The sequence below is a fragment of the Lentzea sp. NPDC036949 genome, assembly GCF_055608075.1.
The window spans coordinates 307,840-325,305 of the sequence record NZ_JBVJRA010000009.1; the positions used below are offsets into that span (position 1 = coordinate 307,840).

At 72.7% G+C, this 17,466-nt stretch carries 8 protein-coding genes; 1 reads left to right on the plus strand and 7 read right to left on the minus strand.

The annotated features are described in order from the left end of the window. The first annotated feature begins 242 nt into the window (after positions 1-242). The gene (locus ACZ7CD_RS25910; RefSeq protein ID WP_458432827.1) at positions 243-2,474 is read left to right on the plus strand and encodes an exo-beta-d-1,3/1,6-glucosidase; all 2,232 of its coding nucleotides are present in this window, start codon (positions 243-245) and stop codon (positions 2,472-2,474) included. On the opposite strand, the gene ACZ7CD_RS25915 is transcribed toward ACZ7CD_RS25910, so the two are convergent. From ACZ7CD_RS25915 to ACZ7CD_RS25945, 7 genes are read right to left on the minus strand one after another with little or no spacing between them, the layout of a single operon-like run. After that, the gene (locus ACZ7CD_RS25915; protein WP_470379854.1) at positions 2,458-3,222 is read right to left on the minus strand and encodes a hypothetical protein; all 765 of its coding nucleotides are present in this window, start codon (positions 3,220-3,222) and stop codon (positions 2,458-2,460) included. The two genes, ACZ7CD_RS25910 and ACZ7CD_RS25915, sit on opposite strands and share 17 nt — an antisense overlap. Next, the gene (locus tag ACZ7CD_RS25920) at positions 3,219-4,955 is read right to left on the minus strand and encodes a class I SAM-dependent methyltransferase (RefSeq protein WP_470379855.1); all 1,737 of its coding nucleotides are present in this window, start codon (positions 4,953-4,955) and stop codon (positions 3,219-3,221) included. Before ACZ7CD_RS25920 ends, ACZ7CD_RS25915 begins: the two co-directional genes overlap by 4 nt. Continuing rightward, positions 4,952-6,076 (minus strand): glycosyltransferase, encoded by a 1,125-nt coding sequence (locus ACZ7CD_RS25925; protein WP_470379856.1) that lies wholly within the window; start codon positions 6,074-6,076, stop codon positions 4,952-4,954. The genes ACZ7CD_RS25920 and ACZ7CD_RS25925 overlap by 4 nt, the downstream gene beginning before the upstream one ends. Next, entirely contained in the window at positions 6,073-6,843 is a 771-nt protein-coding gene (locus ACZ7CD_RS25930) for an alpha/beta fold hydrolase (RefSeq protein ID WP_470375246.1), read from the minus strand. Before ACZ7CD_RS25930 ends, ACZ7CD_RS25925 begins: the two co-directional genes overlap by 4 nt. Next, positions 6,836-7,096 (minus strand): acyl carrier protein, encoded by a 261-nt coding sequence (locus ACZ7CD_RS25935; RefSeq protein WP_065918274.1) that lies wholly within the window; start codon positions 7,094-7,096, stop codon positions 6,836-6,838. Before ACZ7CD_RS25935 ends, ACZ7CD_RS25930 begins: the two co-directional genes overlap by 8 nt. Next, on the minus strand, positions 7,096-10,761 hold the full coding sequence (locus ACZ7CD_RS25940; protein WP_470379857.1) for a beta-ketoacyl synthase N-terminal-like domain-containing protein: 3,666 nt from the start codon (positions 10,759-10,761) through the stop codon (positions 7,096-7,098). Before ACZ7CD_RS25940 ends, ACZ7CD_RS25935 begins: the two co-directional genes overlap by 1 nt. Further along, positions 10,749-17,252, minus strand: a complete 6,504-nt coding sequence (locus tag ACZ7CD_RS25945; protein ID WP_470379858.1) for an SDR family NAD(P)-dependent oxidoreductase — start codon at positions 17,250-17,252, stop codon at positions 10,749-10,751. The genes ACZ7CD_RS25940 and ACZ7CD_RS25945 overlap by 13 nt, the downstream gene beginning before the upstream one ends. Positions 17,253-17,466 lie beyond the last annotated feature (214 nt).

Genomic DNA, 17,466 nt, shown 5'->3' on the forward strand with positions numbered 1-17,466 from the left:
CCGTGGTCGCCGACCGGCGGCACGAGGGCCGCTCGCCGGCCCGCGGGAGCGCGACACGCCGAAGAAGCCACTTTGGTGAGGACCAAACGGGCGCCTGAGCGGTCGGTTTGTCCAGTTCGGCTGCTCCTGGACCGATCCGTTTGTACCGGAATCCCGAAAACCGCTTCCACGCGGAACCGGTTCCATATACTTGTATGAGAGCGCTCCCACGCCGCTGCAGCACGAGCCCTTCCGGAGACCACATGGATCAGGACGAGTCCTACCTCGACGCCACCCTGCCGATCGCCGCGCGCGTCGCCGATCTGCTCCAGCGCATGACACTGCCCGAGAAGGTCGGGCAGATGATGCAGCTGGACTCGAGGGAGGACCTGGACGACCACGTGCTGCGCAAGCACGTGGGCTCGATCCTGCACACCTCTCCCGAACGGGTGCTGCGCGCGCACGACCTCACCTCACAGACCAGGCTGCGCATCCCGCTGCTCATCGCCGAGGACTGCATCCACGGCCACTCGTTCCACGAGGGCGCGACGATCTTCCCGACCCAGCTCGGCATGGCCGCGAGCTGGGACCCCGAGCTGGTCGAACGGGTCGCGCGGGTCACCGCGGTCGAGGCCGCGGCGACCGGTGTGCACTGGACGTTCTCGCCGGTGCTGTGCATCGCCCGCGACCTGCGCTGGGGCCGGGTCGACGAGACGTTCGGCGAGGACCCGGTGCTGATCGGCGAGCTCGCGGCGGCGATGGTCCGCGGCTACCAGGGCGACGGGCTGACCGACGAGACCGCGATCCTCGCGACCGCCAAGCACTTCGCCGGGTACTCGGAGACCCAGGGCGGCCGGGACGCGAGCGAGGCCGACCTCAGCAGGCGCAAGCTGCGGTCGTGGTTCCTGCCGCCGTTCGAGAAGGTCGCGCGCGAGGGTTGTGCGACGTTCATGCTCGGCTACCAGACCACCGACGGCGTGCCGATCACCGTCAACTCGTGGCTGCTCGACGAGGTCCTGCGCGGCGAGTGGGGCTACCGGGGCACGCTCATCACCGACTGGGACAACGTCGGCCGGATGGTCTGGGAGCAGAAGGTCCAGCCCGACCACGCGCACGCCGCCGCTGCCGCCGTGAAGGCCGGCAACGACATGATCATGACCACCCCGCAGTTCTTCGAGGGCGCGCTGCAGGCCGTCGAGTCCGGTTTGCTGGCCGAGTCCGACCTCGACAGCGCGGTCACCCGCATCCTCACGCTCAAGTTCGAGCTCGGCCTGTTCGAGAACCCGCGCCGGCCCGACACCGAGCGCCAGCGCACGATGATCAACCACGCCGACCACGCCGCCCTGAACCTCGACGTGGCCCGCCGGTCGCTCGTGCTGCTGCGCAACGACGGCGTGCTGCCCGTCCGCAAGGGCCGGATCGCGCTCGTCGGCCCGCTCGCCGACGACGCCCAGACCCAGCTCGGCGACTGGGCCGGCTCGTCCGGTCAGGCCGACTGGCTGCCCGACGGCCAGCCGCGCGACATGATCACCACGGTGCTGGACGGCCTCAGGGAGTTCTCCGAGGTCACCTACGCGCGCGGGGCGGACATCCTCACGCTCGAAGCCGACCCCGAGGGCGACACGTTCCCGGACGGCCAGCCGCGCCCGCAGGTCGTCGCGCCGTGCCCGCCGAACCCGGAGCTCATCGCCGAAGCCGTCGCCGCCGCCCAGGACGCCGACCACGTCGTGGCCGTCGTCGGTGACCGCATCGAGCTGGTCGGCGAGGGCCGGTCCACCGCCACGCTCGACCTGATCGGCGGTCAGATCGCGCTGCTCGACGCGCTCGCCGCGACCGGCAAGCCGCTGATCGTGGTGCTGCTGGCCTCGAAGCCGCTGGTGCTGCCCGACAGCGCCCGCAACGCCGCCGCGGTGATCTGGGCGGCGAACCCCGGCATGCAGGGCGGCCGGGCGATCGCCGAGCTGGTGCACGGCCTGATCGAGCCGAGCGGCCGGCTGCCGATCTCGTTCGCGGCGCACGCGGGCCAGCAGCCGACCTACTACAACCAGATCCGCGGCCAGCACGGCACCCGCTACGCCGACCTGACCCAGGAGCCGGCGTTCGCGTTCGGCGAGGGCCTGTCCTTCACCACCGTCGAGTACACCGACCTGCACGTGGACACGTCGGTGCTGGGCCCGGACGAGACGGTCCAGGCCTCGATCACGCTGCGCAACACCGGGTCGCGGCCCGCGCGCGAGACCGTGCAGGTCTACGTGAGCGACGCCGTGACGTCGGTCAGCTGGGCCGACAAGGAGCTCAAGGCGTTCCGGCAGGTCGACGTGGCGCCGGGCGAGAGCGTGACGGTGCGGCTGGAGGTCCCGGTGTCGGCGTGCTCGATCGTCGACGCGCTGGGCAACCGGGTCGTCGAGCCCGGCGACTTCGTGCTGCTCGTGGGGCCGTCGTCGAAGGACTCGGCCCTGCGCAGGGCCGAGTTCACCGTCAAGGCGCCGTGCTGATCGTCAGGTAGCGGGGCGGGAGCGCCGCCGCAGCGGTGACGGCCCGCTTCACGGCCGGCACGAGGTCCGCGTCCACCAGCGCGACCGCGGGCCGGCCGGGCGGGTCCACCAGCAGGCTCGCTCCACGGGCACCCGCCCGCACCGCCGCACGCACCACCACGTCCTGCTCCTGATCGGGGTCCTGGGCGTGGTGGTAGGCGGTCAACGCGGCCCCGAGGTCGTCGGTGTCGCGCACGAAGGGCCGTTCGCGCTGCGGTTCGACCCGGCGCACCCGCGTGTCGACGACCAGCAACCGCTGCCCCGGCAGGTCGAGCGGCACGACGGGCTCGTCCTCGAACGCCACGCCGGCCAGCTCGCGCAACGCCAGCCCCACGGCCGTCCGCAACGCCGGCCCCGCCGACAGCCCGCTCCCCTGCGGCAGGTCCACGCTGCACATCAGCGTCGCCCCACCACCGACGCCCCGCACCGGCGAGGCCCACGCGGGCACCTCGTCCGACGGCAGCAGCGCCCGTTCGGCCGGTCGGTTCACCGACACCAGCTCCAGCAGTCCGTCGTCGCGCCGGTCACCCGCGACGATCGCACCCCACCTGCCCGGCACCCGCACCAGGCCACCCAGCAGCCGCAGCACGCCGGGCGCGTACCAGACACCGGCCGCGGACCGGCCGAAGGTGCGCCGGAACGCGTGCGGCACGAGCCTCAGCTCCGGTGCGACGTCCGGCCGGTCCGCGAGGTCGACCGGGGCGTTCATGCCTTGAGCGCCAGCAGCCGGTAGGCGTTGCCGCCGTCGCTGCGCGCGGCCAGGAACCGGTTCACGGTCTGGTCCAGCGCCATCGCCACGAAGAACGCCGGGATGCCCAGCGCCCACACGCCGAAGCTGCGCAACCGGCGCAGCCGCACCCGTTCCGGCCGCCACGGCGCGGGCGTCCGCGGGGCCTTGGCACCCAGCCACAACAGCAGCGCCAGCGTGAAGTCGTTGCACAGGTGGGCTTTCGACCGTTCCCGCGCCACGGTCACGAGACCGCGGTCGGCCAGTGCGTGCTCCAGGTTGCCGATCGGCATCATGTGCTGGTGCTGCGGCTGGAACCACGGCATCCAGTACTGCCCGAACAACCGCCCGAGCCGCCACTCCGGGTCCGGCAGCTCGATCAGCAGGTAACCGCCCTGCGGCAGCACGTCCGCCGCGATGTCCAGCTCCTCCCACGGGTCCCGCACGTGCTCCAGGTAGTGGTGCATGCTGATCACGTCGTAGCGGCCCTTGAGCTCGCCCGCGAAGTCCTTGAAGCTGCCCCGGTAGGCGTGCTCGATCCGGCCGAGCCGGGCGGCGTCCTCGATCGCGGCGCCCTGGTCGAGCCCGTCGAACGCGGTGTCCGGCAGGACCTCCTTGGCGCCCAGGCAGAAGTGCGCGTGCCCGGAGCCGACGTCCAGCCACCGCTCGGGTTTCACGAACGGCTCCACCATGCGCGCCCGCCCGTAGTACGGCGAGGTCTTGCCGGAGAACACCGCGTCGGCCGACGACTCGCCCAGGCCGTCGTAGAAGTCGCGGTAGTAGAAGCCGAGGCCTTCCTCGGTCAGCCGCGGGTTCTGCCAGACGTGCGCGCACCGGACGCAGCGGTCCATGGTGAACGTGCCGGGCTTGCGCTGCACCAGGTCGTGCGCGGTCACCCACCGCCGCAGGTCGCTGCTGCCGCAGGACGGGCAGGTGTCGCGCCGGGTCTCGTGGAAGTCGCGCCCGAGTCGCTCGGTGTACCAGGGCGCGGCCTGCTCCAGCGTCTCGGCCTGCCGGAGCTCGGCGGTGGACTTCTTGCCACCGGCCGTCTTGAGCCACAGGTAGGGCGTGCGCAGGAACCGCGGCACCCAGAGGTCCCTGGGTCGCAACGGGGTTCCCGCGAACACGAGGAGCGGGTGCGCCCAGTAGGCGGCCAGCGCGGCCAGGCCCCACGGCCAGTCGACGACCACGGCGGCGGCCACCACCGCGTAGCCGATCATCGAGCCCGCGATCCACAGCGACGGCCGCTTGCCGATCTGCCGCAACGTCGCCGCGCGGTACCCGAGGTCGCAGGGCCCGGCCTTCAGCCCCGGCGCGACCGCGAGGTCGACCTCGGCGGGCACGTGGTCCTTGACGCGGCGCACGAACGCGACGAGCTCGGTCGGGTCGTCCGGGTCGACCTCCTCGGCGTACCTCTCGCGCACCAGCACGGCCTGTGCCGCGCTCGCCCCGCGCACCCACCGGTCGGCCCGGTACCGCGCGGGGTCGACCGCGCCGAGCAGGTCCAGCGCCGCCGCGGTCGGCAGGTCGCGCGGCACCAGGTCGACCAGGTCGGCGTCACCGGCGTCCCAGGAGCCCTCCGAGTGAACACCGGTGGCAGTGACCAGGGCGTGCCCGCTCACGCCCGGTGCCAGCACGCGCAGTTTCGCCGCACGGGAACGCAGGCGCACGACGTCGACCAAGACGACCAGCACCACGAGCACGGTGAGGATCACCCCGCCACCACCTTCTCCAGTCGATCGGCGGCGGCTGCGGCGCCGCCAGCCGCTGTGAACGACTTCCGCACGAGCTCCGCGGCGGCCGCGTACTCCGGCTTGCCCAGCACGGATTCCAGCGCGCTGCGAATATCCGTCGCGCGGGCCCGCGAGTAGGTCAGCCGGACGCCCGCTCCGGCCGCGACGACCTGGGCGGCGACGGTCGGCTGGTCGTCCCGGATCGGCGCCACGACCAGCGGCAACCCGTGTGCCAGCGCCTCGCAGACCGTGTTGTGGCCGCCGTGCGTGACCACCGCGCTCAGGTGCGGCATCAGCGCGAGCTGCGGCACCGAGGGCTGCACCAGGACGTTGGCCGGCGCCGGTCGTTCGGGCGCCACCATGACGACCTGGACGTCGAGGTCGGCCACCGCCTCCACGGCCTGGGTGAAGAACCGCTCCCCCGCGGGGCCGTTCAGCGTGCCCAGCGAGATCAGCACGGCGCGGTCGCCGAGCCGGTCCCACGGGAACCGCGCCCGTTCGACGCGGTGGGCGAGCGCCGGCCCGACGAACGCCACCTCGTCACCGAAGTCACCGCGCACCAGCGCCTTCGAGCTGTAGACCAGCACCAGCCGGTCGGAGAACCGGACGTCGCCGCCCGCGAAGTCGTGCAGCAGGCCCCGCACCCAGGCGTCGACCTTCGGCATCGTCCGCAGCGGGTTGACCAGCTCGGCCGAGGTCGCCGCGGACGTCGCCCACGGCACCCCGGCGTTCTTCGCCACGCACGGCCCGGCCAGCGCCTGCTGGTCCGCGACGACCACGTCCGGCGCGAAGTCCCGCACCGCCGCGGCGACTCCGGGCACCATCGCGTGGCCGAGCGGGATGAGGAACTCCTCCCAGAAGAACTTCAGCACCGCCATGCCGCGCAACGCGAGCCACCGCTCCCGCTTGGCCCGGATGTCGTTCTCCAGCACGTCGTCGATCGCCGGGTACACCACCGCGCCGTCGGGCAGCAGCGGTGCCAGCGTGCCGGGGTGCCCGACCCACGCGACGGCGTGGCCGCGGGCGAGCAGCTCACCGCCCACGGACGCGGTCGGGTTGACGTGACCGGTCAGCGGCGGCACGACGAACAGGAACCGGCTCATGACGGCAACCAGTCGCAGAGGACGTCGAGCAGCTCGCCGGTGGCCTCGCGCAGCACGGTGTGACCGAGGCCGGTCACGACGTGCAGCCGGCAGGACGGAATCCGCTCCGCCAGCTCGGCCGCGGCGCCGACCAGCTCGGACTCCGCGCCGAACACGCCGAGCACCGGGCAGCGCACCTCGGTGAGGTCGAGCTTGGCACCGGAACCGAGGTCGTCGATCAGCGTGGTGCCGTTGAGCAACGCGTTGGCGTTGACGGCGAGCTTGGCGATCTTGCGCTGCCCGAGGGCCATGAGCTGGTCCTGGGTGCGGTCGAACTCCAGGCCCAGCGCGGCCACGGTCAGCGTGTTCGTGATGTCCTCGAACCACGCATCGCCGACCACTCCCCCGACCGCCGACTCGACCAGGACCACACCGGCCACGCGGTCCGGCGACCGGACCGCGGCGTGCATGGCGACCACACCGCCGTAGCTGTTGCCCAGCAGGAACACCGGCTCGGTCACGCCGATCTCGTCCAGCACGGCCACGAGGTCCAGCGCGCTCTCCTCGGGCGTGTACCCCGACGGCGGGCGTTCGGACAGGCCGTGGCCGCGCAGGTCGAACAGCACGGTGCCGAAACCCCTGGCCGCCAGCGGAGCCGCCAGCGTGTAGTAGAAGCTGGACAGGTTGTCCATGACCAGGCCGTGCACGAACACGATGGTCGGCACGTTCCCCGTGGGCCCGAGCCGCTGCACGTGGAACCGCAGCCCGCGGGCGTGGACCTCAGACACGGGCCGTGATGTGGTCGACGAGCCGGCCCACGGACATCGCCATGATCTCGTCGATGTCCATGTCCGCGAGGAACGCCACGAGGTCGACGCCGTAGTGGGCGTTGAGCTTGTCGGCCAGCGCCACGAACTCGATCGACTCCAGGCCGAGGTCGTCGCTGAACGTGGTGTCCCTGGTGATCTCCACGCCCAGCAGGAAGTCCGGGCCGACCACCTCGGTGATGAGTTCCGCTACCTGCTGCAGCACCTCGTCCATCACTTCTCCATCTTCACGCGTGCGGCGGCTTTTCCCTGTTCGGCAACGACTTCGAGCTGCGGCACCGCGAACGCCCCGCGCACCCGCGCGTCGGCGGACACGGTCAGCTCCGCGGGGTGGACCGGTCCGGCACCGCGGTTCCACAGCCACGAGCGCACGGCGTCCTTCACCGCGATCACCCGCAGCAGCCAGTCGCGTTGCGCGGGCACGTCGAGCCCGGCGTAGTGCGCCCGTTCCGCGGAGTTCAGGTAGCGGCGCATGATCAGGTCGCGGGTGGCGCTGTCGGACCAGTTCTCGGTGACGCGCAGCCACCCACCGTCCGGAGTGGACAGCATCTCGGTGCCGGGACGCAGCTTGACCCGCCAGATCCGGTCGTCGGTGGTGAACCGGCGGGTGGTCCAGCCGGTGATGCGGCACCACAGCGCCCCGGCCGCGGTCAGCTCGGCGTCGGCGACCATCGTCTGCGCGGTCACCTCGCGGATGCGGGCCGTGCAGCGGACGTCGCCGGTCGGCGCCGGGCCGTGGAACGACACCCGCTCGATCCCGGTGGGCAGCACGGTCTGGTCGACGGTGTGCACCACCTGCATCCAGTGGCCGATCAGCTGCCCGGCGCTGTCGAGCAACGCCCCCGGTGCGGGCAACGGCGTCAGCACGCCCGCGATCCCGTTGTCCGCCAGCGAGTCGATCCGCGTGACACCCGCGTACGCCGGACCGTGGAACATCCAGTTGTCCCGGTACAGCTCCTCGGCGGTGACCGGTGGCACGCGGGTGCCGTGCAACGCGATCTCCACCGGCTGCGGTGCCACGGGTGCCATCAGCACCACGCCCTCGGCGTAGTCGCCGACCTTCACCGCGACCCGGTCGGGCCCTTCGGAGCGTGCGCTGATCTTCACGGTCGTCGCGGGCAGCGCCGTGAGCCAGCGCTTGGCCTTCACGTCGGCGAACCCGTGCACGGTCCCGCCGGTGAGCCTGCGGGCGGCGTCGGCGAAGACCTCCAGCAGGCCGGTCGCCGGCACGATCGGGAACCCGTCGGCGAGGTCGGGCCACCCCGGTGCCTGCGGGAACACCGAGTGGTCCACCAGCTCCGGCATGGTGCGCAGCGAGAACTCGCGGGTGAACCCGGCCTCGCTGGGCCGCAGCGCACCGGCCACCTCGCGGGCGACGGCGTTGGTGTGGGCCAAGAGCTTGGTGACCGCGGCCGACACCGGGCTGTCGCCGGCGACCACAACGGGATCGGTGCCGAGCGGGTCGACGGTGATCTTCGGGGTGCCCAGCCGCAGCCGCACCCGGTGGGAGGTGCCGCGCTTGAGGCCGAACGCCCACAGCGCTTCCGGGGCGATGTCGGCGTTCACGGCGAGGTGCGGCCGGTCGGACAGGGTGTCGGCGACGAACCCCGGCAGGCTGCCCTGGCCGACCTGGACGAACGCGCGGAACCCGGCGGAGTGCAGGCGGTGCAGCAGCGGCCGGAACCGGACCGGTTCGACCAGGTGCCGCAGCACCAGGTCGCGGACGTCCTCCGCGCGCATCGGTTCCAGTGAGTTGGCCGACCACACCGGAACGTCCGAGGTGCGGACCGGCAGCTGGTCGAGCATCTCCTTCGCCCGGCCGAGGTAGGGCGCGAGCGCAGGGGTGTGGAAGCCGGTGCGGAACGGCATCAGCTGCGCCATCACGCCGTTGGCCTTCAACGTCTCCAACACGGGTTCGAGCAGCTCGATCGGACCGCAGACCACCGACTGGTGCGGGCAGTTGTCGTGGCTGATCGTCACACCCTCGACCAGGTACTGCTCCGCGGTGTCCGCGGAGCAGCCCAGTGCGGCGTAGGCGATGTCGACCACCGCGACGGCGCCGGGACCGAGCGCGTCGACGAACCGGTCGATCGTCGGGTAGATGCCGCCGACGACCATCGCGGTCCACTCGCCCATGCTGTGCCCGGCGAGCGCTCCGGGCGTGATGCCCTGCGCCATCAGCTCGCGCGCCGCACGGCGGCCGTCCTGCAGCAGCTGCACGGCGTGGTCGACGACCTCGCCGGTGAACTCGCGTTCGAAGCCGGGGAACACGAACGCGACCTGGTCGGTGCTGCTCAGCAGCGGCTGCGGGGAGAACCAGATGTCGTGCCTGCCCGGCCAGGCCTTGCCCTGGGCGATGACGCGTTCGGCGAGCTTGAGCCTGCGGTCGTCGGGGTTGCCGACGGCGAGCCGGAACGCGCGGTCTGCGGTGGAGGGCCTGCGTTCCCGCACGGCCTCGGCCAGCTCCGCAGCGGTGTCGGCGGCGAAGGTCATGACGGGCTTGCGCGGCCGGGCGACCGTGTGGCCGTCGAGCACGGCGTGGGCGTTGATCCCGCCGAACCCGAAGGCGTTCACGACCGCGCGGTGCGGGCCCTCCCAGTCGCGGGCCTCGGTCACCGGCGCGAAGCGGGTGCCGGTCAGCGCCGGGTGCGGCCGCTCGACGTGCAGGGTCGGCGGCAGCGTGCGGTGGTGCAGCGCGAGAGCGGCCTTGATCAGCCCGGCCATCCCGGCGGCCGGCATGGCGTGGCCGATCATCGACTTCACCGTGCCGATGCCGATCTCGTCACCCTCGGCACCGAAGGCGTTGATCATCGTGGCGAGCTCGGCGGCGTCACCGGCGGGCGTCGCGGTGCCGTGCGCCTCCACCAGGCCGGGTGCGTCGGTGCGCGGGTCGAGCCCGGCGTTGGCCCAGGCCCGGTGCACGGCCAGGAGCTGGCCCTCGGGGTTGGGCGTCATCATGCTCGTCGCGCGGCCGTCGCTCGCGGTGCCGATGCCGCGGATCACGGCGTAGACGCGTTCGTCGCCGACGTCCTCCAGGCGCTTCAGCAGCACCATGCCGACACCCTCGGACAGCAGCGTGCCGTCGGCGTCCGCGTCGAACGGCCGGATGCGCTCGCTCGGGCTCAACGCGCGGAGCTGCGTGAACACGCTCCACAGCGTCGGGTGGTGGCAGACGTGCACCGCCCCGGCCAGCATGGCGTCCGCGCGGCCCTCCTGGAGCTCGCGGACGGCGTGCTCGACGGCGACCAGACCGGACGCGCAGGCCGCGTCCACCGTGTACGCGGTGCCGCGCAGGTCGAACCGGTTGGCGATGCGGGAGGCGGCGAGGTTCGGCACCAGGCCGATCGACGCCTCCGGCTGCTCGGGGCCGAACCGGTCGCGGACCGCCTGCCGCACCGTGCCGAGGTCCGCGCCGCCCAGTCCGGGGAACAGGTCGCGGACCACCGACAGCACCTCGTCGGCGAGCCGCACGCGCTGGTCGAGCCGGGCGCAACCGGGCGTGAGGTAGCCGCCGCGACCGACGACGACACCGATCCGCTCCCGGTCCGGCAGGGCGGTCTCGCCGCCGGCGTCCGCGATCGCCTCCGCGGCCGTGGCGAGCGCCAGCAGCTGATCGGGCTCCGCACCGTCCACTGTGGACGGCATGATGCCGAACCTGGTCGGGTCGAACTCGGCCAGGTCGTCGACGAACCCGCCCCTGCGGCAGTAGAACCGGTCGCCGCTGGTGCTGTTCTGGTCGTAGTAGGTCGCCGGGTCCCACCGGCCGGGCGGGACCTGGCCGACGGCGTCCACCCCGGACGCGATGTTGCGCCAGAACGTCGTGGCGTCGGGCGCTCCCGGGAAGACCGCGCCGATGCCGACGATCGCTATGCCTCCCATCGGTAGACCACCTGCACGTCGTTCCCGGCGGCGATCTCGTTCAACAGCGCGGCAACGCCTTCGTCGGGCTGGATCAGCGGGATGCCGCGGCGCTCGTACTCCGCGGTGAGCCCGACCGCCATGCCCGCGCCGGCCCAGGGACCCCAGTCGACGGCGACCACCCTGCGCTGGGTGCCCCAGAACCGGGCCATCCGGTCGAGCGCGTCGTTCGCGGCGCTGTAGTCGGCCTGGCCGCGGTTGCCGAACACGCCGCTGACGCTGCCGAACAGCACGAGGAAGCCCTCGTCGAACGCCTTGGCACCGTTGACCTTCGTCGCCCAGACCCGGTTGAACGACTCCTGGGTCTTGTCCGCGATCAGCCTGTCGTCGAGCACACCGGCGCCGTGGACCACGCCGTCGAGCCGGCCGAACCGGGCGCGGACGTCGTCGAGCACCCGGCCCACCGCCTCGACGTCGGTGACGTCGCATTCGTGGTAGCGCACGCTCGACGCCGTGGCGCGCAACCGTTCCAGCGTCGCGCGCACCTCGCGTTCGGCGAGCACCCCGCGCGCCTTGGCGGGCACGTCGTCGGTGACGCCGAGCTCGAACAGCGCCTTGACGACCTCGGGTTCGGTCGTGGCGTGCGCGAGCCGGTGGTCCTCGGGTGCGATCGGGGTGCGGCCGATCAGCTCGACGTGGCAGCCGGTGCGTTCGGCGAGCGCGACCGCGGCCAGTGCGGTGATGCCGCGGGCGCCACCGGTGAACAGCACCACGCTGTCGGCGTCCAGCGACAGGGTCCCGCTGGGCAGCTCGGTCGCCACGGCGTCGAGCACCTGCCGGCGACCGGCCTGGTGGCCGACGACCGCCGGGCCGGGACCGAGCTCGGCGAGCAGCGCGGTGGCGATGTCGCGGTGGCTCTCCTTGGGGTTCACGTCGACCGCGCGCACCACCAGCTCCGGGTGCTCCAGCGCGGCGGTGCGGACGAGCCCGTGCAGGCCGATGTCCGCGGGCAGCTCGTCGGCGGTGTGGTCGAAGCCGAACGTGCCGCCGCCGGTGGTGACCACGACCAGGTGCACACCGGTGGTGACGCAGGCCTTGACCTCGCTGAACGCCTCCGGCAGCCGGGCGCCCAGCCGCACGACGACGTCGACGCCGGTCAGGTCGGCGGGGAACGACGGCTCGACGCGCGGGCGGGCGGTGTGCTTCTCCAGCAGGTCGGCGAGCTCCAGGCCGATGCCGTTGTCGTCGACGACCAGGACGGTCCTGCCGGTGAGGTCGACCGGTTCGGCCGGTCCGGCGGGGACGACCTGCGGGACGCGCCGGACGAGCTTCCCGCCGGTCACCGTGCGCGCGGGCCGGTCCGGCACGGGCTGCGGGGTGGCCTCGCCGAACCAGCCGACGATCCCGTCGATCGTCTTGAGCTGCGCCAGCTCGTCCACCGAACCCGCTGCGCCCAGCTCCTGCACCAGCTCGCCCACGATCTCGGCCCGTTTGATCGAGTCGATCGACAGGTCCGCCTCCAGGTCGAGGCCCGGTTGCAGCATCTCGACGGGGTAGCCGGTCCGCGTGCTGATCGTCCGCAGCACCACGGCCCGCACGTCCTTGCCCGGCACGGCCACCGGGGCGGCGGCACCGAACCAGCCGACGATCCCGTCGACCGTCTTGAGCTGCGCCAGCTCGTCCACCGAACCGGACGCGCCCAGTGCCTGCACCAGCTCACCGACGATCTCGGTGCGCTTGATCGAGTCGATCGACAGGTCCGCTTCCAGGTCGAGGCCCGGTTGCAGCATCTCGACGGGGTAGCCGGTGCGGGTGCTGATCGTCCGCAGCACCACCGCGGCCACGTCTTCCTGCTGCGGCACCACGGGTTCCGGTGCCTTGACCACGGCGTCGACCACCGGCATCGGCGGCGGGACGGCCGCGGGCGCGGTGCCGAGGTAGCTCAGCAGCACGTCGCGCTGCGCGCTGACGGCGTCGCGCATGCCGTCGAGGAACTTCTCCACGATCTCGTCCCGGCCCAGGCCCGGCCCGAGCCGCAGGGTGGGGAGCTCGGTCGCGGGCCGCAACCCACCGGGCAGTGCGTCTCCGTTCGCGTCCCGCACGAGACCTCCGTCCACGTACCACTTCGGCCGCGGCGGCACGGCCGTGGCGGGTTCGGCCCTGTCCTCGAACAACGGCGCGGCGTCCACCTCGACACCGGCGACCGCGAGTGCGGCGAGCGTGCGCAGGAACGTCACGTGGTCGTCGCAGCGCAGCGCCCGGTGCGGCCGGTCGCCGAGCGTCCGGCCGACCAGCGCGGTCAGCACCCCGCCCGGCCCGGCCTCGACGAAGATCCGCGCGCCCGCCGCGTACATCGACTCGACCTGCTCGGCGAACCTGACCCGGCCAGCGAGCTGGTCGGCCAGCCCGGTGCGGACGTCGGTGTGCGGTGCGGCGGTCACGTTCGACCACACCGGGAACCGCGGCTCGCCGACCGGCACGGCCGCGAGCTCCTCGGCGAACCGGTCCCGCGCCCCTGCCATCAGCGGGCTGTGGAACGCGGCAGCGACCGGGATGGGTTTGACGGTCAGGCCGGCGTCCCGCAGCAGGGCGACGGCGTTCTCCACCGCGGCCGTCGGCCCGGAGACCACGACCTGGTCGGGCGCGTTGTGGTTGGCCACCACCACGTCCGGCGGGAGCAGTGCCTCGACCTCGGCCACCGGGGCGGTCACCGCGGCCATGGTGCCGGGGTCGTCGCCGGCCGCGTCGAGCATCGCCCGCGCCCTGGCCGCGCTGAGGTCGAGCAGGTCGGCGTCCTCGACCGCCCCGGCGGCGGTCAGCGCGACCAGCTCGCCGTAGCTGTGACCGCCGGCCAGGTCCGGCCGCACGCCGACGGAGTCGAGCAACGCGGTCACGGCCAGCCCGGCGATCCCGAGCGCCGGTTGGGCGTTGCGGGTGTCGGTGAGCTCCGCGCGCTGGCGTGCCACGTCGTCCGCGGTCAGTGCGGCCGGCGGGAACATCACGCGTTCGTAGCGCGGGCCCACCAGCTCCTGCAGCCACGGGAACGCCGTGACCAGGTCCAGCAGCATGCCCGGTCGTTGGCTGCCCTGGCCGGGGTAGAGGAACGCGACCTTCGGCCGTTCCCCGTCCCGCAGCAGCACGACGTCCGACGCGCGCCACGCCTCGACGTCCGCCAACGCCCGGCTCAGGCCGTCGTGGTCGCTCACCACGAACGCCGCCTGCACCGTGCCGTTACCGCAGGCGGCCGCGAGGTTCCGCAACGGCGTGCGGTCGTCGACCAGTGCCCTGAGCCGTGCGGCTTCCCGTTGTGCTGCTTCGGGGTTCTCGCCGCGCACGAGGAACAGCTCGGCCGGCCACGCGGTCAGCCCGTGCCGCGGCTCGTCCGCGCCGGTGTACCCGGTGAGCACGGTGTGGAAGTTGGTGCCGCCGAAGCCGAACGCGCTGACGCCCGCGACCCGGTCCCGCGCGGCCCAGGTGCGGTGGCCGAACGCGAACGGGCTGGTCCGCGCGTCCCAGAAAGCGTTGGGCCGCTTGACGTGCAACGTCCCCGGCCGGATTCCGGTGTGGACGGCCAGTGCCGCCTTGATCACCCCGGCGAGCCCTGCCGCGCACTTGGTGTGCCCGATCTGCGACTTCACCGAGCCGATCGTGCAGCTGCCCGGTTCGACGCCGGCGAACATCTCGGTGAGCGCTGCGAGCTCGGTCCGGTCGCCGACGACGGTTCCGGTGCCGTGCGCCTCGACCAGGCCCACGTCCCGCACGGACACACCCGCCGACGCGTACGCCCTGCGCAGTGCCCGTTGCTGGCCTTCCGGTCGTGGCGCGGTGAGCCCGAGCGAGCGGCCGTCGCTGGACGCGCCGATGCCCTTGACGACCGCGTAGATCCGGTCGCCGTCGCGTTCGGCGTCCTCAAGCCTTTTGAGCACCACGCACGCCACGCCCTCGCCGAGCGCGATGCCGTCCGCCGCCGAGTCGAACGTGGCGCAGCGGCCCTGGGCCGACAGTGCCTTGACCGAGGCGAACATCTGGTAGTCGTGGGCGCTGTTGTGCAGGTCGACGGCACCGCACAGGACCATGTCGCTGGTGCCGCCGACGAGCTCCTTGCACGCCACGTCGAGCGCGGCGAGGCTGGACGCGCAGGCCGCGTCGACCGTGTAGTTCGCGCCGCCCAGGTCGAGCCGGTTCGCGACCCGGCCGGCGATCACGTTGCCGAGCACGCCGGGGAACGAGTCCTCGGTCAGCGCGGGCAGGTGGTCGTCCAGGCCCTTGACGCCCAGCGCGGGCAACGCCGTGCGGACCGTGTAGGCGTTCGCGAGGTCCGCACCGGCCTCGGCGCCGAAGATCACCGAGGTGCGTTCGCGGTCGAACACCCGCGTGGCGTACCCGGCGTCCTCCAACGCCCGCGCGCTGACCTCCAGCGCCAGCAGCTGAGCGGGTTCGATCGAGGTCAGCGACGCGGGCGGGATGCCGTAGGCCAGCGGGTCGAACGCCGTGCGCGGGAGGAACCCGCCCCAGCGGAACGGGCTGCCGTACCGCTCCGGCGACCACCGGTCCGGCGGGACCTCGGTGATGGAGTCGGTGCCCGCGAGCACGTTGGCCCAGAACTCGGCCACGTCCCGCGCACCCGGCATGATCGCGGCCATGCCGACGATGGCGACGTCCAGCGGCTGAGCCGTCCCGTCGGCGCGGGTGTGCTCCGGCAGGACGCCGGAGACGATCTCCTCGTGCAGCGCGGCGATCGTGGTCCGCTCGGACCGCAGCGTCGCGACCTGGCCGATCATGAACATGCCCTCGCGGCGCTGCTCGTCCTCGCCGACCTCGACCAGCCCGTCGCCGGAGCGCACGAGCCCTCGGCTGGCCAGCCGCAACCGGCCCAGGTTGAGCTGTTCGAGCCGTTCCCAGCTCTCCTGCCGGGGCAGGTCCGCCAGCTCGGCCCGCGCCTGCTCGAACGTGTCCACATAGGACGTCTGCGCGCACCGGACGGCGTGGCCGGGCGAGGTCTCCAGCAGCGCCGTGTCCGCGCACTCCAGCGCGACCTGCTGGAACACCGGCTGGATCGCGCCGTGCTCGACGGCCTCCTCGGTGAACAGGTAGGCCGTGCCGACGAGCACGCCGATCGCGGCACCGCGGGCGGCGAGCGGGGCCGTCAGCGCGTCGACCATCGCGGCCGACCGGGCGTCGTGGACACCGCCCGCGAACAGCGCGACGACGCCCTCCTCCCGCCCGCGCAGCACGTCGATCTGCTGCTGCCACAACGTGAAGCTGGTCCGCGGCCCGGTGTGCCCTCCGCACTCGGAGCCCTCGAAGACGAACTTGCGCGCGCCCTCGTCGAGGAACCGGCGCAGCAGAGCGGGTGACGGGACGTGCAGGAACGCCTCGATCCCGGCGTCCTCCAGCTCCCGCGCCTGGGCCGGGGTGCCGCCGGCGACGATCGCGTACCTCGGCCTGGTCCTCAGCACCGCCGCCAGCTGCCGGGCCCGCAGCTCCGCAGGCGCGAAGCCGAGCAGACCCACGCCCCACGGCCGGTCGCCGAGCTTCCCGGCGGTCGCCACGAGCAGCTCGTGGACCTGCTCGCCCTCCATCAGGGCGAGCGCGAGGAACGGCAGCGCACCGCCTTCCGCCACCGCCGCGGCGAACGCGGGCTGGTCGCTGACGCGGGTCATCGGCCCCTGGGCGATCGGGTAGCGCAGGCCGGGAACGCGGTCGCAGAACGGCCCGCCGACGCGGATCGAGCGGTGTTCGCCCGCGTGTGCGAGATTGTCGCCGATCGCCCGGTCAATGGCCCCGACGACGCCTCCGACGGTGCCGAACGAGGTGCGGTTGAATTCCGCGAACGCACCTTCCTGGCCTATTTCGAGAGCGTTCTGCCGAACATGAACACGCACGCCTTCACGGACAACGGTGTCGGCGCCGTCCATCACGCTGATCGCGTTGACAAATTCGCCGGAAATATGTTTTCGCGCTTCGCGCACGAGTGCCAGCTGGCCTTCCAGCACCACCCCGCGCGCACCGCCGGCGACGGCCGCGGCAGCCGTGTCCGCACCGATGCTCCCCCACAGCCAGACCGGCAGATCGGTCAGCGCGATCACCTGCTGGAGCAGCACGAACGCGGGCGAACCACCCACTCGGCCGCCCGCCTCGGCACCCTTCGCGACCAGGCCGGTCGCACCCCACCCGATCGCCGCAACCGCCTCCGCCACCGAGGTGACGACCACCAGGACACGGCGTTCGCCCAGTTCAGAGCGGTCGGGAACGGGGTCGGCCAGGTCCACCACGACCGTGTCGGCGGCCTCGGGCAACGCGGCGGTCAGCGGCCCGCGCACTCGCACCCCGAACGTGCCGGAGTGCCGTGCGCGGACCCGGGAGAGGTCTCTGACCGCGTGCGGCCCGAGGTCGAGCACGCCGAGGCCACCCGCCCGTTCGGCGGCGACCACGAGGGCCGGGTTGGGGGTGCCGAACGGACTCAGGCACAGCACCCGTTCAGGATCCGACAGCATGTCCACTGCGCTCACTTCCTCACCCTGCAGGGTGGGGAGAAAGGAATTCAGCTTGCGTTCCTACTGGCCGGTACAGTTACTTCGTGATCACCGTACGCACAAACCACAGGTGCCGTCGAGGGGGGTGCTGAAACTTTCTCACGTACGTAACCTGGCGAATGAAGCCGAACGGCCGGGTCTGGTACTCCGGATCGGTGATGGTGCGACGTGCTATGGCCTCCGGGGTACC

Bases quoted from the DNA above. Each gene is read 5' to 3' on its own strand.
- ACZ7CD_RS25910 (WP_458432827.1), top strand. From the start codon at position 243: ATGGATCAGGACGAGTCCTACCTCGACGCCACCCTGCCGATCGCCGCG.
- ACZ7CD_RS25915 (WP_470379854.1), bottom strand. From the start codon at position 3,222: ATGAACGCCCCGGTCGACCTCGCGGACCGGCCGGACGTCGCACCGGAG.
- ACZ7CD_RS25925 (WP_470379856.1), bottom strand. From the start codon at position 6,076: ATGAGCCGGTTCCTGTTCGTCGTGCCGCCGCTGACCGGTCACGTCAAC.
- ACZ7CD_RS25935 (WP_065918274.1), bottom strand. From the start codon at position 7,096: ATGGACGAGGTGCTGCAGCAGGTAGCGGAACTCATCACCGAGGTGGTC.
- ACZ7CD_RS25940 (WP_470379857.1), bottom strand. From the start codon at position 10,761: ATGGGAGGCATAGCGATCGTCGGCATCGGCGCGGTCTTCCCGGGAGCG.